The 16,554-nt window shown below is 66.6% G+C and carries 14 protein-coding genes; 5 read left to right on the top strand and 9 right to left on the bottom strand.

Annotation, left to right across the window (positions count from 1 at the left end):
- Positions 1 to 41: 41 nt before the first annotated feature.
- The gene (locus GVL61_RS17900; protein ID WP_159982026.1) at positions 42 to 1,427 is read right to left on the bottom strand and encodes an FAD-dependent oxidoreductase; all 1,386 of its coding nucleotides are present in this window, start codon (positions 1,425 to 1,427) and stop codon (positions 42 to 44) included.
- Complete coding sequence (locus GVL61_RS17895; protein WP_159982025.1) at positions 1,424 to 2,275, bottom strand: alpha/beta fold hydrolase; 852 nt, start codon at positions 2,273 to 2,275, stop codon at positions 1,424 to 1,426. The genes GVL61_RS17900 and GVL61_RS17895 overlap by 4 nt, the downstream gene beginning before the upstream one ends.
- Before the next feature lie 137 nt (positions 2,276 to 2,412).
- Between GVL61_RS17895 and GVL61_RS17890 the strand changes: the two genes are divergently transcribed.
- The 5 genes from GVL61_RS17890 to GVL61_RS17870 all read left to right on the top strand — a co-directional run bounded on the left by GVL61_RS17890 (position 2,413) and on the right by GVL61_RS17870 (position 8,677).
- The gene (locus GVL61_RS17890; protein ID WP_159982024.1) at positions 2,413 to 2,799 is read left to right on the top strand and encodes a hypothetical protein; all 387 of its coding nucleotides are present in this window, start codon (positions 2,413 to 2,415) and stop codon (positions 2,797 to 2,799) included.
- The gene (locus tag GVL61_RS17885; RefSeq protein WP_159982023.1) at positions 2,796 to 3,914 is read left to right on the top strand and encodes a class I SAM-dependent methyltransferase; all 1,119 of its coding nucleotides are present in this window, start codon (positions 2,796 to 2,798) and stop codon (positions 3,912 to 3,914) included. Before GVL61_RS17890 ends, GVL61_RS17885 begins: the two co-directional genes overlap by 4 nt.
- A complete protein-coding gene (locus tag GVL61_RS17880; RefSeq protein WP_159982022.1) occupies positions 3,911 to 4,798 on the top strand; it encodes an alpha/beta fold hydrolase in 888 nt (295 codons plus the stop codon). The genes GVL61_RS17885 and GVL61_RS17880 overlap by 4 nt, the downstream gene beginning before the upstream one ends.
- The gene (locus tag GVL61_RS17875; protein WP_159982021.1) at positions 4,792 to 5,808 is read left to right on the top strand and encodes a phosphotransferase enzyme family protein; all 1,017 of its coding nucleotides are present in this window, start codon (positions 4,792 to 4,794) and stop codon (positions 5,806 to 5,808) included. Before GVL61_RS17880 ends, GVL61_RS17875 begins: the two co-directional genes overlap by 7 nt.
- Positions 5,809 to 6,283: 475 nt before the next feature.
- Entirely contained in the window at positions 6,284 to 8,677 is a 2,394-nt protein-coding gene (locus GVL61_RS17870; protein ID WP_159982020.1) for a TonB-dependent receptor, read from the top strand.
- 132 nt (positions 8,678 to 8,809) lie between these two features.
- On the opposite strand, the gene GVL61_RS17865 is transcribed toward GVL61_RS17870, so the two are convergent.
- The 7 genes from GVL61_RS17865 to GVL61_RS17835 all read right to left on the bottom strand — a co-directional run bounded on the left by GVL61_RS17865 (position 8,810) and on the right by GVL61_RS17835 (position 16,495).
- Positions 8,810 to 9,760 (bottom strand): alpha/beta fold hydrolase, encoded by a 951-nt coding sequence (locus GVL61_RS17865; protein ID WP_159982019.1) that lies wholly within the window; start codon positions 9,758 to 9,760, stop codon positions 8,810 to 8,812.
- Positions 9,761 to 9,789: 29 nt separating this feature from the next.
- Positions 9,790 to 10,677 carry a helix-turn-helix domain-containing protein gene (locus tag GVL61_RS17860; protein WP_159982018.1) on the bottom strand — a complete coding sequence of 296 codons (888 nt, stop codon included), beginning with the start codon at positions 10,675 to 10,677 and terminating at the stop codon, positions 9,790 to 9,792.
- Between the two features lie 236 nt (positions 10,678 to 10,913).
- A complete protein-coding gene (locus GVL61_RS17855; RefSeq protein ID WP_159982017.1) occupies positions 10,914 to 11,786 on the bottom strand; it encodes a helix-turn-helix domain-containing protein in 873 nt (290 codons plus the stop codon).
- A 110-nt stretch (positions 11,787 to 11,896) separates the two neighbouring features.
- Complete coding sequence (locus GVL61_RS17850) at positions 11,897 to 13,273, bottom strand: FAD-dependent oxidoreductase (RefSeq protein ID WP_235037768.1); 1,377 nt, start codon at positions 13,271 to 13,273, stop codon at positions 11,897 to 11,899.
- Entirely contained in the window at positions 13,270 to 13,884 is a 615-nt protein-coding gene (gene leuD, locus GVL61_RS17845) for a 3-isopropylmalate dehydratase small subunit (protein ID WP_159982016.1), read from the bottom strand. Before leuD ends, GVL61_RS17850 begins: the two co-directional genes overlap by 4 nt.
- Positions 13,884 to 15,326, bottom strand: coding sequence for a 3-isopropylmalate dehydratase large subunit (locus GVL61_RS17840; protein WP_200844847.1), 1,443 nt, complete (start codon positions 15,324 to 15,326; stop codon positions 13,884 to 13,886). Before GVL61_RS17840 ends, leuD begins: the two co-directional genes overlap by 1 nt.
- A complete protein-coding gene (locus GVL61_RS17835; RefSeq protein ID WP_159982014.1) occupies positions 15,326 to 16,495 on the bottom strand; it encodes a CaiB/BaiF CoA-transferase family protein in 1,170 nt (389 codons plus the stop codon). Before GVL61_RS17835 ends, GVL61_RS17840 begins: the two co-directional genes overlap by 1 nt.
- Positions 16,496 to 16,554: the final 59 nt, after the last annotated feature.

Here is a 16,554-nt window from a genome sequence, read left to right as displayed (position 1 = left end):
AAGGGGCGCTCTGTTTACCGGAGCGCCCCTTTCGTTTTGGTTCAGTTCACCGCCTGCGGTTGAAGGATCGCCGCGACTTCGGCGGCAGCACGTTCACCCGATTGCAGCGCTGCTTCGATGCCTACTTCCGTGCTCTTGTGGTGCTCGCCGGCCCAGTGCAGCGCGCCGACGGGCGTCGCCATGTGGCGGGCATAGCGCGTCACCTGTCCGGGGCCCATCACGTACTTCTCGCCGCCGATGAGCTGTTCCGCGGCCCATGATACCTGGTGCACGACTTCCAGCTTGCCATCGGTCGAGGGGCGGATACGTGCCAGCGTCGCGATCAGTTCCTCGCCTGCCGAGGCGCCCATTTCATCGACCCGCTTGGCGTTGTCGCCGTTGATCCAGATGCGCAGGTGATTGACGCTGTCATCCTCGTTGAACTCGACGAAGAGGCGTTCGAACAGCGTATCGCTCCACAGCGACGGGGCAAGGCCGTCCTCTTCCCAGAACCGGCTGCTCGTCTTGAGGATGAACTGGGTGTTCCCCGAACTGGCAGCGCAGCCGATCGCCTCGCCGAGCGGCTCGGGCAGCGGCGGGTCGAAGATGACATGCTTGAGCGCGACGAACGGCACGGTGATGATCATACGGCCGGCGATGATCGTCGAGCCGTCGTCGAAAGTCGCGGTCGCGCCGCTCTCGCCATGCTCGATCCGCACGACCTTGCGGCCGAGCATCGGGGCACGGCGCAGCGAGGAGGCCATCGCTTCGGGCAGGCGTACCATCCCGCCTTCGAGGCGGATCGGCTTGTACTGGGCATCGCCGTACTGGTCGAAATTCTTCGGATCGTCGAAGCCCACCGAGCGCCATTTGATGGCGTCGCGGAACATCGACAGTGCCGAAACCGTCTCGATGTCGTTGGTGTTGATGCACATGTTGACGAGGCGCAGCGCTTCTTCGGACAAGCCTTTGCCGCGCAGATATTCCGCAAAAGGAATATCGTACTGCGCGTTCGCCGGGTCGAGCCAGCCTTCGATCTCGAAGAACGGCAACAGCGTCTGCATGTAGTAGCTGTCCATCCGTGCGGGCAGGATCTCGCGCTCCTCACCGACACAGCGGTTGGCGGGATGGTTCTCCCAGTCTTGGGCATCGAACAGCGCGCCGTTGATCGAGAACGCGGTCTTGCCGCGCCGGGTCAGCGGACGCGAGGGCAACCCGAAGCGCTCGACCATGGCATGTGCGCGAAGGTGCGAGGGGCCAAGGCCGGTACCGCCGATGTCGATCGGTTCGCCGTCCACCACAATCGTGCGGATACGCCCGCCGAGGACAGGCGCGGCATCGACGATCTGCGCCTCGATCCCCTGCTTTTCCAGTTCCATGGCGGCATAGAGCCCGGCAAGGCCGGCGCCGATGATCAGCACGGGCACGTTGGTCGCGGGAAGGGTCATTGGCAGAAGCTCCTGATGGATCGGGCGAATTCGGGGATGCCTACAGCGAAGACGTCGCGGCTGAGGCCGGGGAGTTCCTCGCATCTGGCATCGGGGAAGAAGGCGGCGGCCTCGCGGCTGGCTTCGAGCAGTGGTTCGTGGGGCTGAACCACGAGGACCGGCTGGGTCACCAGCGGCAGACGCTTCGCCGCATCGTAGGACCACACGCCGATATAGGTCCAGGCGCGGCGATGCATGGCGGCGGCCTTGTCGCGGAAGGTCCAGACCGCCTGTTCGAAGTCGGCGCCGGGAAGCCGCTCGGTCACGGTGAAGTTCCAGAGCCAGCGCATCCAGTCGAGTATCTCGTCGCCGTCCTCGCCCGGCAATGTAACCGCGCGCGCCTTGGCGAGATTGACCTCGCGCTCCTGCACCGATCGCATGGGTAGCCCCGACAGGACGAGGCGGCCGACGCGCAGCGGGGCGGCGATCGCCAGTTCGGTGCACAGGTAGGTGCCAGAATGATAGCCGAACAGGTCAACGGACCGCTCCTCGCCCAGTCCGAGCGCCGCTATGCCGTCCGCGAAGGCGCCTGCAAGCTGGTCCAGCGGTTGCGGCTCCGGCGGCGTGTCCGACATGCCGTTTCCGGGGGTGTCGAAGGCGTAGACCTCCCGGTCCTTCGCCATTTCCGCGATCAACGGTAGATATTCCTGCGAGGATGAGGGGTTCTGGTGCAGCATGACGAGCGCGGGCTTGCCGCTTCGCACTGCTGGTGCGGCATAGCGATAATGGAGCTGGCCAAAGCGGCACTCGGTATAGGCGCGGCGCACTTGCGGACCGCCGCGGTCGGATGGGGGCATGTAGTCTGGCATGCTGCAAGCTCTACTCGGTGGAAGGGGGGCGACTAGGGCCTTCGCGACCGCGATGTCATACGCTTCATGCATGAGTCCCAGCGTGGCTTTGGGATTGGCCGCGTTCGTTCCTGCGCTCACATGGAAGCAACGATCCGATGAGTGGACTTATGACGTACAGCCCTGCCAAATATTTTGCCGAACCGCGCCGGAGCATTCCCGGAGAAGCGCCTGAGATTGCCCGCCTGACCGCGATGACCGTCGCCCTGCTTCAGGAGTTGGCGATCACGCGCGAGCGTCTCGACACGGTCGAGCGCATGGGCGAGGCGGCGGGCTGGCTGGATCGCGGCGCCCTCGACGCCTACCGCGCCGAAGGTTCCGCCGAGGCCGAGCGCAACGCGACCCGCAAGCGGCTGATCGAGGTGGTCATGCACCCGTTCAAGGCCGATGCCGGGCGTGCCCTTGAACAGACGCGTGAAAATGCCGAACAGGCGGACCGGACCCGGGCCGCCGATGCCATCCTCGAAAAGGAGCAGTTGTCATGAGCCATCCGATGATGCCCGAAACGACGCACGACGAGCATGTCGAGCAGCTCTTCGTCCGTGACTTCAAAGTCTGGCTGGGCGAGGGTGTCGGCGCGCAGATGCGCGGCGTGGCGGAAAACGTCGCCGAGGTCTCGGGCTCCGAACGCATGGCCGAGGTCCGCCGCCAGCTCATGGACACCGAGGTATTCCGCAGCTGGATCGCCTACCGGCGCCTTTCGCAGGAAATGATGTGGGACGCGGTCGGCCGCTCGATCGACCGCCAGATCGACGACCTCCAGGCGCGCGCGCGCATCGCCGAGCCCAAGGGTTCGGTGACGCTGGACCCCGACTTCACCCCGCCGCCTTATATCGCCGCGCTCGACGTGCACCTGATGCCGGGCGGCTATCACCACGATCAGGGCCAGGGCGACGTGCGCCAGGGCGCGCTGATCGACCGGGGCGGCGCGGTGTATATGCTGGGCCGCAATGGCGGCCTCATGAACGACGTGCGCGGCCACACCACGGTGCAGCATCTCTGGGAAGTCTATCCCGATCTCAAACCCAAGCGCATCCTCGACCTCGGCTGCGCGGTCGGGGCCAGCACGGTCGCGGTGGCGAGCCACTTCCCCGATGCGGAAGTCGTCGCAGTGGACGTGGGCGGTGCGATGCTGCGTTATGCCCATGCGCGCGCAGAGCACCTTGGCGAGCGGGTCCATTTCGTTCAGGCTGACGCCGAGAAGACCCCGTTCGAGGACGAGAGCTTCGACGTCGTCTACTCCTGTGTCCTGCTGCACGAGACCTCGAACGCAGCCGCGCGCAACATCTTCCGCGAATGCCATCGCCTGCTGCGGCCAGGCGGAGTGATGATCCATAACGAAGTGCCCGGTCGCACCGACGAACTCGGCGTATGGGGCAATATCCAGGGCGATTTCGAGGCACTCTACAACAATGAGCCCTTCTGGCGTGGCATGCAGAACATGGACTTCGCACAAGTCGCGCGAGATGCGGGCTTTGCGGAATCGACGATCGGATACCAGCTGGCCGCGCCCACGCCTTCGCGGCGGGCGACCGGCGGGTTCTCTGCGGAATCCTCGGGGCCGTTCCGGTCCTGGTTCATGATCTCCGCGCGCAAGTGAACGCGCAGATCGATCGCGGCTTCGTACGCATCGCCGAGGGGCAGGTGCACTATCGCAGCCTGCCCGCGCTGCCGGGAGCGCAAGGCGCGCGGCCGCTGGTGATGCTGCATCTCTCGCCTGCGTCCTCGCGCAGTCTCGAGCCGCTGATGGCGGCGCTGCGGGGCGCAGGGCACGAGGGCGCGATCCTGGCGCCCGATACGCTCGGCAACGGCGATTCCGCCCGTCCGGCCCATGCAGACGCCGATATCGCCTACTTCGCGGGCAGCACGGTCCGCATGGCCGATGCGCTGGGCCTGGGCGCTTTCGACCTCTACGGATCGCACACCGGGGCGCGGATCGCCTGCGAGATCGCGGTGTCGCGGCCCGACCGTGTCGGCGCGCTCGTCATGAGCGGTATCACCGAATACGACGATGCGACGCAGGCGCTCTATACCGAGAGCTACGTGCCGCGCGTCGAGCCGGACGAATACGGCCGCCAGATGGTCTGGGGCTTTCACTTCGTGCGCGACCAGCACCTGTTCGCCCCCTATTTCCGCCGCGAGGCCGCGTTCCGGCTGGCAAAGGACGTACCCCCGCCCGAGGTTCTGCACGAAGGCGCGCTGGATATCCTCAAGGCGCTGGACACCTATCACATCCCCTATCTGGCGGCTTTCGGCTACCGCACCTATGCCCGCGCCGCGCTGGTACGGGCTCCGGCCCTGCTGATGCAGCCGGAGTGGGGGCCGCCCAAGCTCAACGCCGCCGCCGCCGACATCGCCGCTGCCATGCGCGATGGCCGGGTCGCGGCGCCGACAGGGGGGCTGGAAGGCTACGCTGCAAGCGTCGCCGCCTTCCTTGCCGCCTGCGCCGCCGCACTGCCTACCGGAGAACAGATTCCATGCTGACAACGACCCAGGAACGCCCCGAAACGGCCGCGCACGGCCTTGTCGCGCACTCCGTGCTCGATGCCCATGCGCTCTCCCGCGAGGTTGCGGCGCGCTACGACCTGCCCGAAGGCGTGCGTGCCTCGCTGCTGTTCCGCGGCATGAACGACGTCTATGTGGTGACGGCCGGTGACCAGCGCTGGGCGCTGCGGGTCTGGCGCGGGACATGGCGTGGGCTGGACGAAGTAGAGAACGAGCTGTCGTTTCTCAACTTCCTCAAATCACGCGAGTTTCCGGCATCGTTCCCGCTGCATCTGCGGGACGGCAGCTGGTACTTCACGCTGGATGCACCCGAGGCCCTGCGCGCCGTGGCGCTTTACGAATGGGCGCCGGGCGTCAAGGTGTTCGATGCGCATACGCCGGAAACCGCCGCGGAAGTGGGCCGGCTGCTGGCGCGGATGCATGTCCTGGGTCGCGAGTACGTGCCCGCGCACGATGTGGACCTCAGCCGGGGTCACCTGATGCGCGACCTGCCGGACCTTCTGGATCTGGTCGCCGACCGGCCCGGAGAGGCGCAGGATTACGCCCTTTTCGCGCCCAGGGTGCAGGCGGTGATCGACGGCTTCGACCGCTACGACCTGCCCACGGGTGCCTGCCACGGCGACCTTCACCCGAGCAACGCCCATGTCGCCGATGACGGGCGGATCACCATCCTGGATTTCGACGGATGCGGCACCGGCTACCTGCTCAAGGACATCGCGAACTACGTTTTCGGAAGCGATTTCTACGGGTTCGCGCCGGAATTGGGCGAGGCCTTCGTGCGCGGCTACAACGAAATCCGGCCGATGACCGAGGATGAATTCGCCTTGCTCGACTTCTTCGTCTTCGTGAAGACGTTCCAGCTCGCGGCCGGCATCGCGCACAACGTCAACTCGGTGGGCCGCGCATCCCTGCGGTTTCGCGGGCTGGGATGGTTCGCGTCGCAGATCCGCTCCGGGATGGAGCGTCACGCCCGGTTGCTGGGTGACTGAGCCCGGTCCGAGGGTGGCCTGAACCTGTTCGGAGGGTGATCCGAACGGCTCCTAACCGCACATTGACTGTACTGAAAATTGAGGACGTGCCTACCGGCGACGGCGGGCGCGTCCTTTTGCGCGTCGATCGCGGACGAGCGCATCCAGCTTTCGGGGACCACGGCAACCCCGGCAAGGCAAGCGCGAAGTGCCACCTTACCCATACACGATGCGTATGAGTCCGATTTGCGAAATGCCGGCTAAAAACGATAAATGTCTAATACTTCAATGTTTTAACACGTATTTCCGTAGGGCGTCCGGCCCGGTCCGGCACGACATTGATCGACACGTGGTCAGGCCGCATTGCGGTCTGGCCTGAGGTGCCCCCGCGGGCGAGGTTCCTGTCCGCTGCAACCATGACTGCGGGCCGAAAGTCGCCCGCCGCGGCCGCCCTGGCGGGTCGGCGCAGCGTCTTCAGCCAAGGGGGGCCAAACGAATGAGAAGATCCACGAAGCTTTCGCGCGCCGCGCTGCTCATGACCAGTGCGCTGCTCTTTCCGCTCGGAACCGCGCAGGCCCAGGATGCACAGGCCCCGGATGCACGGGCCGACGACAAGGCATCGCCGGTTGGCGACATCGTCGTCACCGCGCGCAAGACCAACGAGAGCATCACCGATGTTCCGGTCTCGATCACCGCGCTGACCGCCGATGCGCTTCAGGCGCGCGACGTCAAGGACATGAGCGACGTCGCCTCGTTCACGCCGGGACTGCGCAACCAGAACCAGTCGGTCGGCCGCAACGACCGCGGCTACAAGCAGTACATCATCCGCGGCGTCGTCCCCGGCAGCGCCTCGTCGTCGCGCCAGAGCGTGACGCTGTTCGTCGACGGCGCGCCGGTTCCGGGCGGCAACTTCGAGGGTGTCAGCAACATCGACCGCATCGAAGTGGTCAAGGGCCCGCAAAGCGCCTTCTTCGGCCGCGCGACGTTCGCGGGTGCGATCAACCTCGTCACCCGTCCGCCCGCCTACGACTGGGGCGGCGACCTCGACGTCAGCTATGCCAGCTTCAACACCTACGACGCCAAGGCGAGCGTCGAGGGGCCGATCATCGACGACGTGCTGGCGTTCCGGCTGGGCGGCCACATCTACCACACCGATGGCGCCTACAAGGACGTGAACTACCCCGGCGAGCGGCTGGGCGAGCGCGGCACCAAGTCGATCAGCGGCAGCCTGCGCTTCGATCCCACGCCCGACCTGCACTTCCGCGCCTTCGGCGTGTACTGGGAGGACGACGACGGGCTGCCCGCGAACGGGCGCTACAACCAGTCGACCTGGAACTGCAACGGCGGCGCGGCACCGGCGGGCTCGCTCAATTACACCTGCGGCAAGCTGACCGGCTACCCCAAGGATACGGTGACCTGGATCCAGGACCTGAACCCGACCGCCTACGCCGCGCTTCAGGGCGGGCAGACTTCGTTCGGTCCCGGCTTCATCGACCACCTGGGCCTGCACCGCGAGGCCGCGCAGGCGCGCCTGAGCATGGACTGGGACATCGGCGAATGGAACGTCAGCGCGCTGGGGTCCTATGACGTCAACAAGTGGAATTTCCTGCAGACCCTGTTCGGCGCCGATACCCGCGACATCCCCAGCATCGGCGCGGCGAACCTGCCTTACGCCTACAACCTGATTCAGGGCGGGCCGCGCGATGAAAGCTACTACGGCGAAGTGCGCGTCTCCACGCCCAAGAGCCGGCCGATCTGGGCGACGATCGGGGCCAACTACCTGAACCAGGATTACGACGTTATCACCACGTCCTATACCGGCGCGGGATACGGCATAGTCACCCCGCGCCTGCTCAACAACACCGAGACGATCGGCCTGTTCGGCTCGGTCAACTGGGACATCACCGATAGCCTCACCTTCTCGGGCGAGGCGCGCTACCAGTGGGACAAACAGTACCAAAAGACCTTCGCGGGCACGAACCCGACCTTCGAGAACACCTTCCGCTCGTTCACGCCGCGCGCGATCCTGCAGTACGAAGTGGCGCCGGGCAGCATGGTCTACGGCTCGTTCTCGGTGGGCAACCGGCCGGGTGAGTTCAACTCCTCGTACTATTCGCAGTCGCCTTACGTACAGGCGCAGATCGACCAGCAGGCCAGCGTGACCGGCACTGTCCCCGAGGACAAGCTGTACATGTACGAGGTGGGCTACAAGGGCTGGCTGATCGACCACAAGCTGCGGGTGCTGGCCTCCGCCTACTACGGGCAGTGGAAGAACCGCCACATTCCCAGCACCATCCTGTACTATGCGAACGAAGCCGCGCAGGCCTCGGGCGTGCTGAGCCAGATCCAGGTCACCGCGCCCTCGGGCAAGGTCGACCTCTCCGGCGTCGAGCTGGAACTGCTGTACATCCCCCACCCCGACTGGACCGTCGAGGGCACGTTCAGCTACGCGCGTACCGACATCAAGCGGACCTACAGCGCCGATGCGCTGGCGATCACCGGCAATGGCAGTCCGGTGGGCACGCAGCTGCCCTACTACCCGGAGAAGTCGGGCAGCCTGGGCATCAGCTGGGAGCATGCCTATACCGAGCATCTCTCGCCCTTCGTGCGGATGGACGCTATCTACACCGACCGCATCTATGCGACCGAAGCGAACCTCGCCTACATCCCGCAGAACGTGAAGGTGAACCTGCGCGTAGGCGCGAAGCTCGACAAGATCCGGCTCGAGGCCTTCGCCACCAACCTGTTCGACAACCGCACCCCCAGCAGCCTCGCGCGGGTGGGCTACAACGAATACGGCGCCACCGGCACCAGCCGGAGCGTCAGCGGGATCGTCGTCTCGCTGGCCGATCCCCGGACCGTGGGCGTGCGGGCCAGCATCGACTTCTGATCCGGCGGGCGGGGAGCGATCCCCGCCCGTTCCTTCGGGCAATCACGCACGTCACCCGGTATCGTGGGCGCAAAGAGAAACCCGGAGCGGCGTCCAGCCGCTCCGGGTTTCTCTACGCCGGCAACGAGGGTGTCAGTGCGCTGCGGTCTCGCTGAGAAACTGCCTGACCAGCGCCAGGCTTTCGGCCGACTTTTCGACGGGCACCATGTGCGAGGCGTGGTCGATCACTGCCATGCGCTTCTGCGCGGCCCCCACCCTGGCGAAGGCGTCCTGCCCGCTTTTGACGGTCAGCAGCGGATTGTCGCGGCCCCAAATCAGCAGCGAGGGCATGTGGATGGCGGCAAGGTCGGCTTCGCGCTCGGCTTGCGTATAGCCGTGTGCGCCCGCTTCCAGCCGGCGCCGGTCTTCCAGAACGCCCGGCCGGTTGGCTTCGTCCGTCAGCCGGGCCACCATCTCGGGCGAGGCGGCAGCGTTGTCGGTCAGGTTCTGGTTGAGCATCCAACGCGTCAGCCATGCGGGCTGGTAGTTGAGCAGCACTTCGTCGCGCAGCCAGATCGAGAGTGCATAGGCGCGCTCGGGCTTGATATAGCGCCGGGCGAGCGGGAAGTTGATGAGCACCAGCCGCGAGACGAGGTCGGGACGGCGGGCGGCAATGCGCGCGGCGGTGGTTCCCCCGCTCGACGCGCCGACCAGCACCGCGCCCCTGATCCCTAGCACATCGGCAAAGGCGGAGACAACTTCGGCCTCGCGTTCGTAGCCTGCGGCGGAGTGCGGGTCGTGGCCGGTCAGGCCGAATGCCGGGCGGTCAAGCCGGACGACGCGGTGATCGCGGGCAAGTACGCGCGCCCAGGCGTCGTAGGCGTGGACGTCGAGGTACGATCCGTGGAGCAGCAGCACCGGCGGGCCTGCTCCCTCGTCCAGGTAGTGGATCCGCACGCCCTTCACGGTCAGGAACCGCGAGCCGGGCGTTTCGCGGTGGGCAAGGACTGCGGCGTCGTCCCGCGAAAGCCATCCGGCGCGCGCGGCGGCGACGAAGCCGATGCAACCCGCAGCCGCCGCAGCAAGCAGTCCCACGGCGACCATGCTGCGCTTCCGGCGTTTTGTGCGCGGCATCAGACTTGACGCAGCGGCGGCCGGATGGACGCGGCCCAGGCATCGCTGCGCGAACGGGCCATATCGCGGCCGATCGCGGCGGCGCATTCCCGCAGCGGTTCGAGCAGCTCGCGCACGGCCTTGCGGACCTCGATCGTCGCGGCGAAGAACGCAACGGTGAGCGCACTTTCGATCTTGCCCTCCACCATGACCGGCACCGCGATCGACGAGGTCTTGCCGGGATTGCGGGTGAAGCGGTTGTACCCGCGCGCGGCGTAGCCGCTGGCGCGCACGGTGGCGAGCAGCCCGCCGTCGCGGGCAAGTTGCAGCATGTGCTGGGTGTCCTTGTCGCCGAAGCGCTCCAGCATACCGAGCGTCTTGTCGCGCTCCTCATCGGGGCAGAAAGCTAGGTGGACGAGGCCCGCAGCGCAGGCGAGGATCGGGATCGAATAGCCCGGGTGGTACTGATTAAAGGTCAGCGTGGTCAGCGAATGGGTGGAATCGCGCAGGACCATCGTGCCGCCGACCTGATTGGTCAGGGTCACCGGCCAGCCGATCCGCTCGGTCAGCGCGGTGATGTGCGGGCGCGCGATGTCGACCAGAGCACTGTCACCCTGGTAGCCATGCGAAAGGGTCTGGACGAGCGCCGTGGGGCGGTAGAACTTGCGCTGCGGCTCGCGCTCGACGAGCCCTTCGTGGATCAGCGTCTGCACGATGCGGCAGGCGGTCGGGTAAGGCACGTTGGATGCCTGCGCGACCTGCATCATGCTCAGCGAGCCGTTGCGGTTGATCGCCTTGAGCACCGCCACTGCGCGGGTGACAGAGCGGATCGGAATGCCGCGCTCGGTATCGCTCTCGGCCTCCGGGGCGTGATCCTCGTCCAACGGAATGAATGCGCGCGTAGCCATCGGTCCAGTCCCCACTTAAGAGTACGAGAGGGGAGGCTAACTGAATTGGTATATTGTCGCAACAATAGTGCAAAAGGGCCGGTGTAAGGGGCATGACCCCGAGGTTTGTGACTAAATCGTGTTAAATCAGTGATTTGATAGATTTCGCGTGGTGCGCCCGCGATTCTCGAAACCGGATACCATCGCAGGCCATGCGCATAACGTATGACCTGCGAGCAGCGCTTCGGGCCTGCCCGTCAGCCGACCGGACCGCTGCCCAGCTGGCTGGCGATATCGCTTGCGCAGGCTTTCAGGCGCGGGGCCAGTTCGCGCACTGCCTCGCGAATCTCCAGCGCGGTCGAGAAGAAGGCCACTGTCAGGCATCCGTGCACCTGGTTTCCGCTCAGGATCGGGACTGCGATCGACGATGTCTTGCCCGGATTGAGCGTGAAGCGGTTATAGCCGCGCGCGGCGTAGCCACTGGTGCGGATACCGTCGAGCAGCGCGCCTTCGCGCAGCACGCCGAGCACATGACGGATCTCGTCGTCGCCGAAGCGCGAGAGACTGCCGATCACCGTCTCGCGCGCATCCTCGGTGCAGAATGCAAGGTGGACGAGCCCGGCGGCGCAGTCGAGGATCGGCATCGCATAGCCGGGGTGATATTCATTGAAGCAGAGTGAGGTCAGCGCGTGCGTCGAATCGCGCAGCACCATCGAACTGCCGACGTGCGTGGACAGCGAGATCGGCCAGCCGATCTCCCGCGTGAGCGCAGAGATGTGCGGGCGGGCGACGTGGACAATTTCGCCATGCCCCTCGAAACCCTGCGACAGCGTGCGCACCAGCGGCGTCGGGCGATAGTGCTTGCGCGTTTCCTCACGCTCGATCAGCCCTTCGTGGAGCAGCGTCTGAACGATCCGGCAGGCGGTAGGGTAGGGCACCTGCGAGGCCTGCGCGATGTCCATCATGTTCAGCGAGCCGGCCCGGTTGATTGCCTGCAGCACGCTGATCGCGCGGCTGATAGCCCTGATCGGAATGCCGCGCCCGGCGGCGCTGTCTTCGCCTTCGCCATCGAAGTCGTTGGCGGGCGGGGTCTTGTTCTTGCCGAGAGGAATGATCGCGCGTGAAGCCATGACCTAGCGTACCCTTGCTTTGCGAATCCCGATGAGCCTGCTGCCCATTTGTCTGCAATGTAGTACATATGCAGGGCCCGGAACAAGCGATTGTTCGCAGAGCGGTCAAATCATCCGCGCGTGACCAATGCCGCCGCGCTGCGGCCCGCGATCTTGCCCAAGGTGGTGGCCGTCAGCAGTCCGTTGCCGGCAAGGTAGCCATAGGAGCCGTCTCCCGAGATGCCGCGCGCCGCGCCGCCGCCTGCAAAGACGTTGGGCAGGGCGCTCCCGTCCTTGCGCAATACGCGCGCCTCGTCGTCGACCACAAGTCCGCCCTGGGTGTGGAACAGCGCGCCGGTGACCTTCGCGGCATACCATGGCCCTGCCAGTTCCGGCTTGCCGGTGAAGTCGCGCCCGAACGCGTCCTCGCCTTCTCCGCGGGTGAGCGCGGCGACCTGCATGACGGTTTCGGCCAGCGCCTCGGGCGGGAGCCGAATTGCGAAGGCCAGCGCATCGAGGTCGTCCGCCGTCACGATCGCTTGCGCGGACAGGGCATCGCGGTAGTCCTCGAACTCGCACATCAGGGCATGGAGCCGCGCGTCGAAGATCGACCATGCGACGTGGCCCGCCTGCGCGTTGACCTTGGCGGCCTGCTCGGAATAGCCGGCGGCCTCGTTGCTGAAGCGCCTGCCATCCAAGTTCACCTGGAAGCCGCCTTGCATGATCAGCGGCCAGAGGATCGGAATACCGTAGCCGTGCGCCAGTCCGCCGTGGCCCTGATAGCCGGTGAGGTCCGCGGTGGCGGCACCCAGCTGTTCGCCCCAGCGCAGCGCGTCGCCCTTGTTGCCTGGGTGGCCGTGGAAGGTGGCCTCGGCCATTTCGGGAATGTGCCGGGCGACCAGCGCCGCATCGCCTGCGAAGCCCGAGCAGGCGAGGATGAGCGCGTCGCAGGAAACGTCCTCGACACTGCCGTCGGGGCGCGAGAAGCGTACCAGCGTGACGCGGCCGGTATCATCGGCGACCAGCTCGGTGACGGCGGCGTCGGTCAGCAGCATGGCGCCTGCATCCTCCGCCGCGCTCTGCAGGCAGCCCATGAGTTCGCCGCCGGAGCGCTTGGGCGTGCCGTACATGCGCCGCGCGCTGTGGCCGGGGTACGTGAAGCCGTCCAGCAGGTCGAGCGGGATGGAGTGGTTGCTCCGCATCCACGCGATCGTTTCGGCCGAGTGCCGCGCGAGGTTGAGCGCCATCGCTGGGTCGGCATGGCCCTTGGTCTTGCGGGTGATGTCCTCGGCGAAGAGTTCGGGCGAATCGACCAGTCCCTGCGCGGCCTGCTCGGGCGTGCCTGCGGCGGGGATCAGCCCGGTGGACATCGCGGTGGAGCCTAGCGGGGTCACATCGCGTTCGATCACCAGCACTTCGACACCGGCGTCGCAAGCGGCCAGCGCGGCGCAGAGGCCCGTGGCGCCTGCGCCGATCACCACGACAGGAACGTGCATTGTCTCGGTCATGCGGGTTCTCCTTGGGAAAGTACCGACCAGGCCCAAGGCCGGGATTGGCGGTCTGCGCTTTCGTGAGCGTCGATCATGGGCCCGTCGAGCAGCGTCAGGGCGATCGGGTCAAGACCCTCGGTCAGCATCAGTTTCGCTTCCTCGTCGATGTCGAACGGCCAGGTCTGGCCGGCTGCACGGATTTCCTGGGCGGGCAGATCGATCTCGATCTGGTGGCCGGGTTCATTGAACGGCCGGGGGTCCAGGACGATCGGCAGGACGCCGTTGCGGATGCAGTTGCCGCGGAAGATCGGGCTGAACCCTGCCGCGATCACCGCGCGGAAGCCGTATTCGGCAAGCGCCCAGACGGCGTGTTCGCGGCTCGATCCGCTGCCGAAGTTGGCGCCGCCCAGCAGGATCCGGGCACCTGCGTATTCAGGCCGGTTGAGCACGAATTCCGGGTTCGGCACGCGGGCATCGACGTCGGTGTAGCGCCAGCCCGCGAACAGCCCGGCAGAGAGGCCGCGCTTGGACACCGACTTCATCTCGCGCGAGGGGATGATGGCATCGGTATCGACATTGTCGCGGATCAGCGGCGCGGCGATGGAAGTGAGGGTGAGGAAGGGTTCCATCACAGCGCCTCCAGTTTGCGCGGGTCGGCGATCCGGCCGGCGATCGCCGATGCCGCGACCGTGGCGGGAGAGGCAAGGTGGGTGCGCGTGCGCGGGCCCTGCCGGCTTTCGAAGTTGCGGTTGGTGGTGCTGATGACGCGTTCCTCCTCGCCGAAGCTCTCGCCGCCGGAGAAGAAGCACATCGAGCAGCCCGCCTCGCGCCATTCGAACCCGGCGGCGAGGAACACCTTGTCGAGCCCCTCCGCCTCGGCCTCGGCCTTGACGCGGGTGGAGCCGGGCACGCAGATGGCGCGTACTCCTGCGGCGACCTTGCGCCCGGCAAGGATGCCCGCAGCCGCGCGCAGGTCAGGAAGGCGGGCGTTGGTGCAGGAACCGATGAAAGCGGCGTCGATCGCAAGACCGAGCAAGGCGGTGTCTTCGGCAAGGTCCATGTAGACAAGCGCGCGCCCGTGCGCCTCGGGCGTGGTCGGGGCAGCATCGGCGGCGGGCTCGGCCAGTCTCGGCACGCGGCCAGCGAGCGGCGCGGACTGCTGCGGCGCGGTGCCCCAGCTGACCATCGGCGCGACATCCGCGGCGTCGATGGCGACTTCGCGGTCGAACACCGCGTCGGCGTCGGTCGAAAGCTGGGCCCAGGCGGCGAGCGCGGCCTGCCAGTCCTCGCCGCGCGGGGCGTACGTGCGCCCCTCCAGCCACGCGGCGGTGGAGGCGTCGGGAGCGATGACGGCGGTGAAGGCGGCCAATTCGGTGGCCATGTTGCACAGCGTCATGCGCGCTTCGATCGGCAGGGCCTCGATGGTGGAGCCAGCGTATTCGATGACATGCGCGCGGCCCCCGCCCGACCCCAGCCGGGCGACGACGTACAGCGCGAGATCCTTCGCAGTTACTCCCTCGGCCAGATCGCCGGAAATGGTGACGCGCATCTGCTTCGGCCGGTTCACGCGCAGCGTGCCGGTGGCGAGCGCGTGCTCCGCCTCGCTGGAGCCGATACCCCAGGCCAGCGCACCGAGGGCGCCCTGCGTGCAGGTATGGCTGTCCGGGCAGACCAGCGTGAGGCCGGGCAGGACGATGGCGTTCTCAGGCGAGATCACGTGGACGATGCCCTGGCGCGGGTCGCCGATGTCGAACAGCGTCGCGCCGGCGCGCGTTGCGGCCTCGCGCGTGGCCAGGATGAAATCGGTGCCGGTGGGCATGATCGTACGGTCGCCGCGCCCTGGCAGGGTGTCGACCACATGGTCCATGGTCACGAATACGCGGCTAGGGTCGCGCACATCGCGTCCGCTTTCCTCCAGCGCCTTGAGAGCGATGCCGCCGGTCCGCTCATGCAGCAGGATGCGGTCGATCGCGATGAGGCCGGTGCCGCCGTCCCCATCTTCGCCGCTGGACAGGTTACGCACCAGGTGTGCGTCCCAGAGCTTGTCGAAAAGTGTGCGCGCCATGCGGATCAGTTTCCGGCCGCCGCGAGGCGTTCGCGCAGTTCGGGGCCGTGCTCGTCCGGGCGGGGCAGGTCGCGGAACAGGCCGGGGCGCATGCCGTCGATCTCGAGCGGCAGCGCGGGCAGGCGGGCGACGGTGCCGTCCGCCAGCGTCACGTCGAGCAGGCCCCCACCGGCGTTGAGGTGCTCGTCGTCGACAAGCTCATCCGGCCGGACGATAGGCGCGAAAGGCAGGCCACTCTTCTCCAGCTTCGCCACCAGTTCCTCGCGCGGCATCGAGCGGAACAGGGCCGAGACGATCGGCATGATCTCGTCGCGCGCCTTCACGCGTTCGTTGTTGGTCTCCCACTGCGTGCGGGAAGCCAGTTGGGTGAGGCCAAAGTCGGCGCAGAAGGTCTTCCACTGCCCGTCGCTGACGACGCCGACGAACAGCTGTTCGCCCTCGCTGGCGGTCTCGAACACATCGTAGATCGCCCAGGCGGAGATGCGCACCGGCATCGGCTGGGCGGCAGCGCCGGTGACGGCCTTCTGCGCGATGTGCTGGCCGACGAGAAACGCGGTGGTCTCGTAGAGGCTGCACTTGATCTCGGCGCCGCGTCCGGTGCGGTGGCGCTGTTCGAGCGCGGCGAGAATGCCGATCACCCCGAACATGCCGCCGGTGATGTCGATAACCGAGGACCCCGCGCGCAGCGGGCGTCCCGGAGGGCCGGTCATGTAGGCGAGGCCGCCCATCATCTGCGTCACTTCGTCAAGCGCGGTGCGCTCCTCGTAAGGGCCTTTCAGGAATCCCTTAGCCGAGCAGTAGATCAGCCCCGCATTGTCCTGCGAAAGCGCCTCGTAGCCAAGGCCGAGGCGGGCCAGCGTGCCGGGGCGGAAGTTCTCGATCACCACGTCGGCATCGGCGCAGAGGGCCCGTGCGTGCCGAAGGTCATCGGGGTTCTTGAGGTCGAGGCAGATGCTGCGCTTGTTGCGATTGAACATCGGGAAGTACCCCGATCCCGATCCCAGCAACGTGCGCGTGCGGTCGCCTTCAGGCGGTTCCACCTTGATTACGTCGGCGCCCAGGTCCCCCAGGATCACGCCGACCGAGGGCCCCATCACCATGTGGGAGAACTCGACGACGGTGATTCCCGCCAGCGGTGCCGGGCCCGCGCCTTCGTTTTCCTGTGTTGCGCTCAATCTGCTGCCCCTACCACGTCGTATGTCATAGCGATGAAATTGCTATATGGATAATACAA

Origin of the sequence: Novosphingobium sp. 18050, from assembly GCF_902706195.1 — a bacterium.
Classification (GTDB): domain Bacteria; phylum Pseudomonadota; class Alphaproteobacteria; order Sphingomonadales; family Sphingomonadaceae; genus Novosphingobium.
The sequence above is the reverse complement of the archived record's forward strand: the minus strand, read 5'-3'. Positions and strand labels throughout refer to the sequence as shown.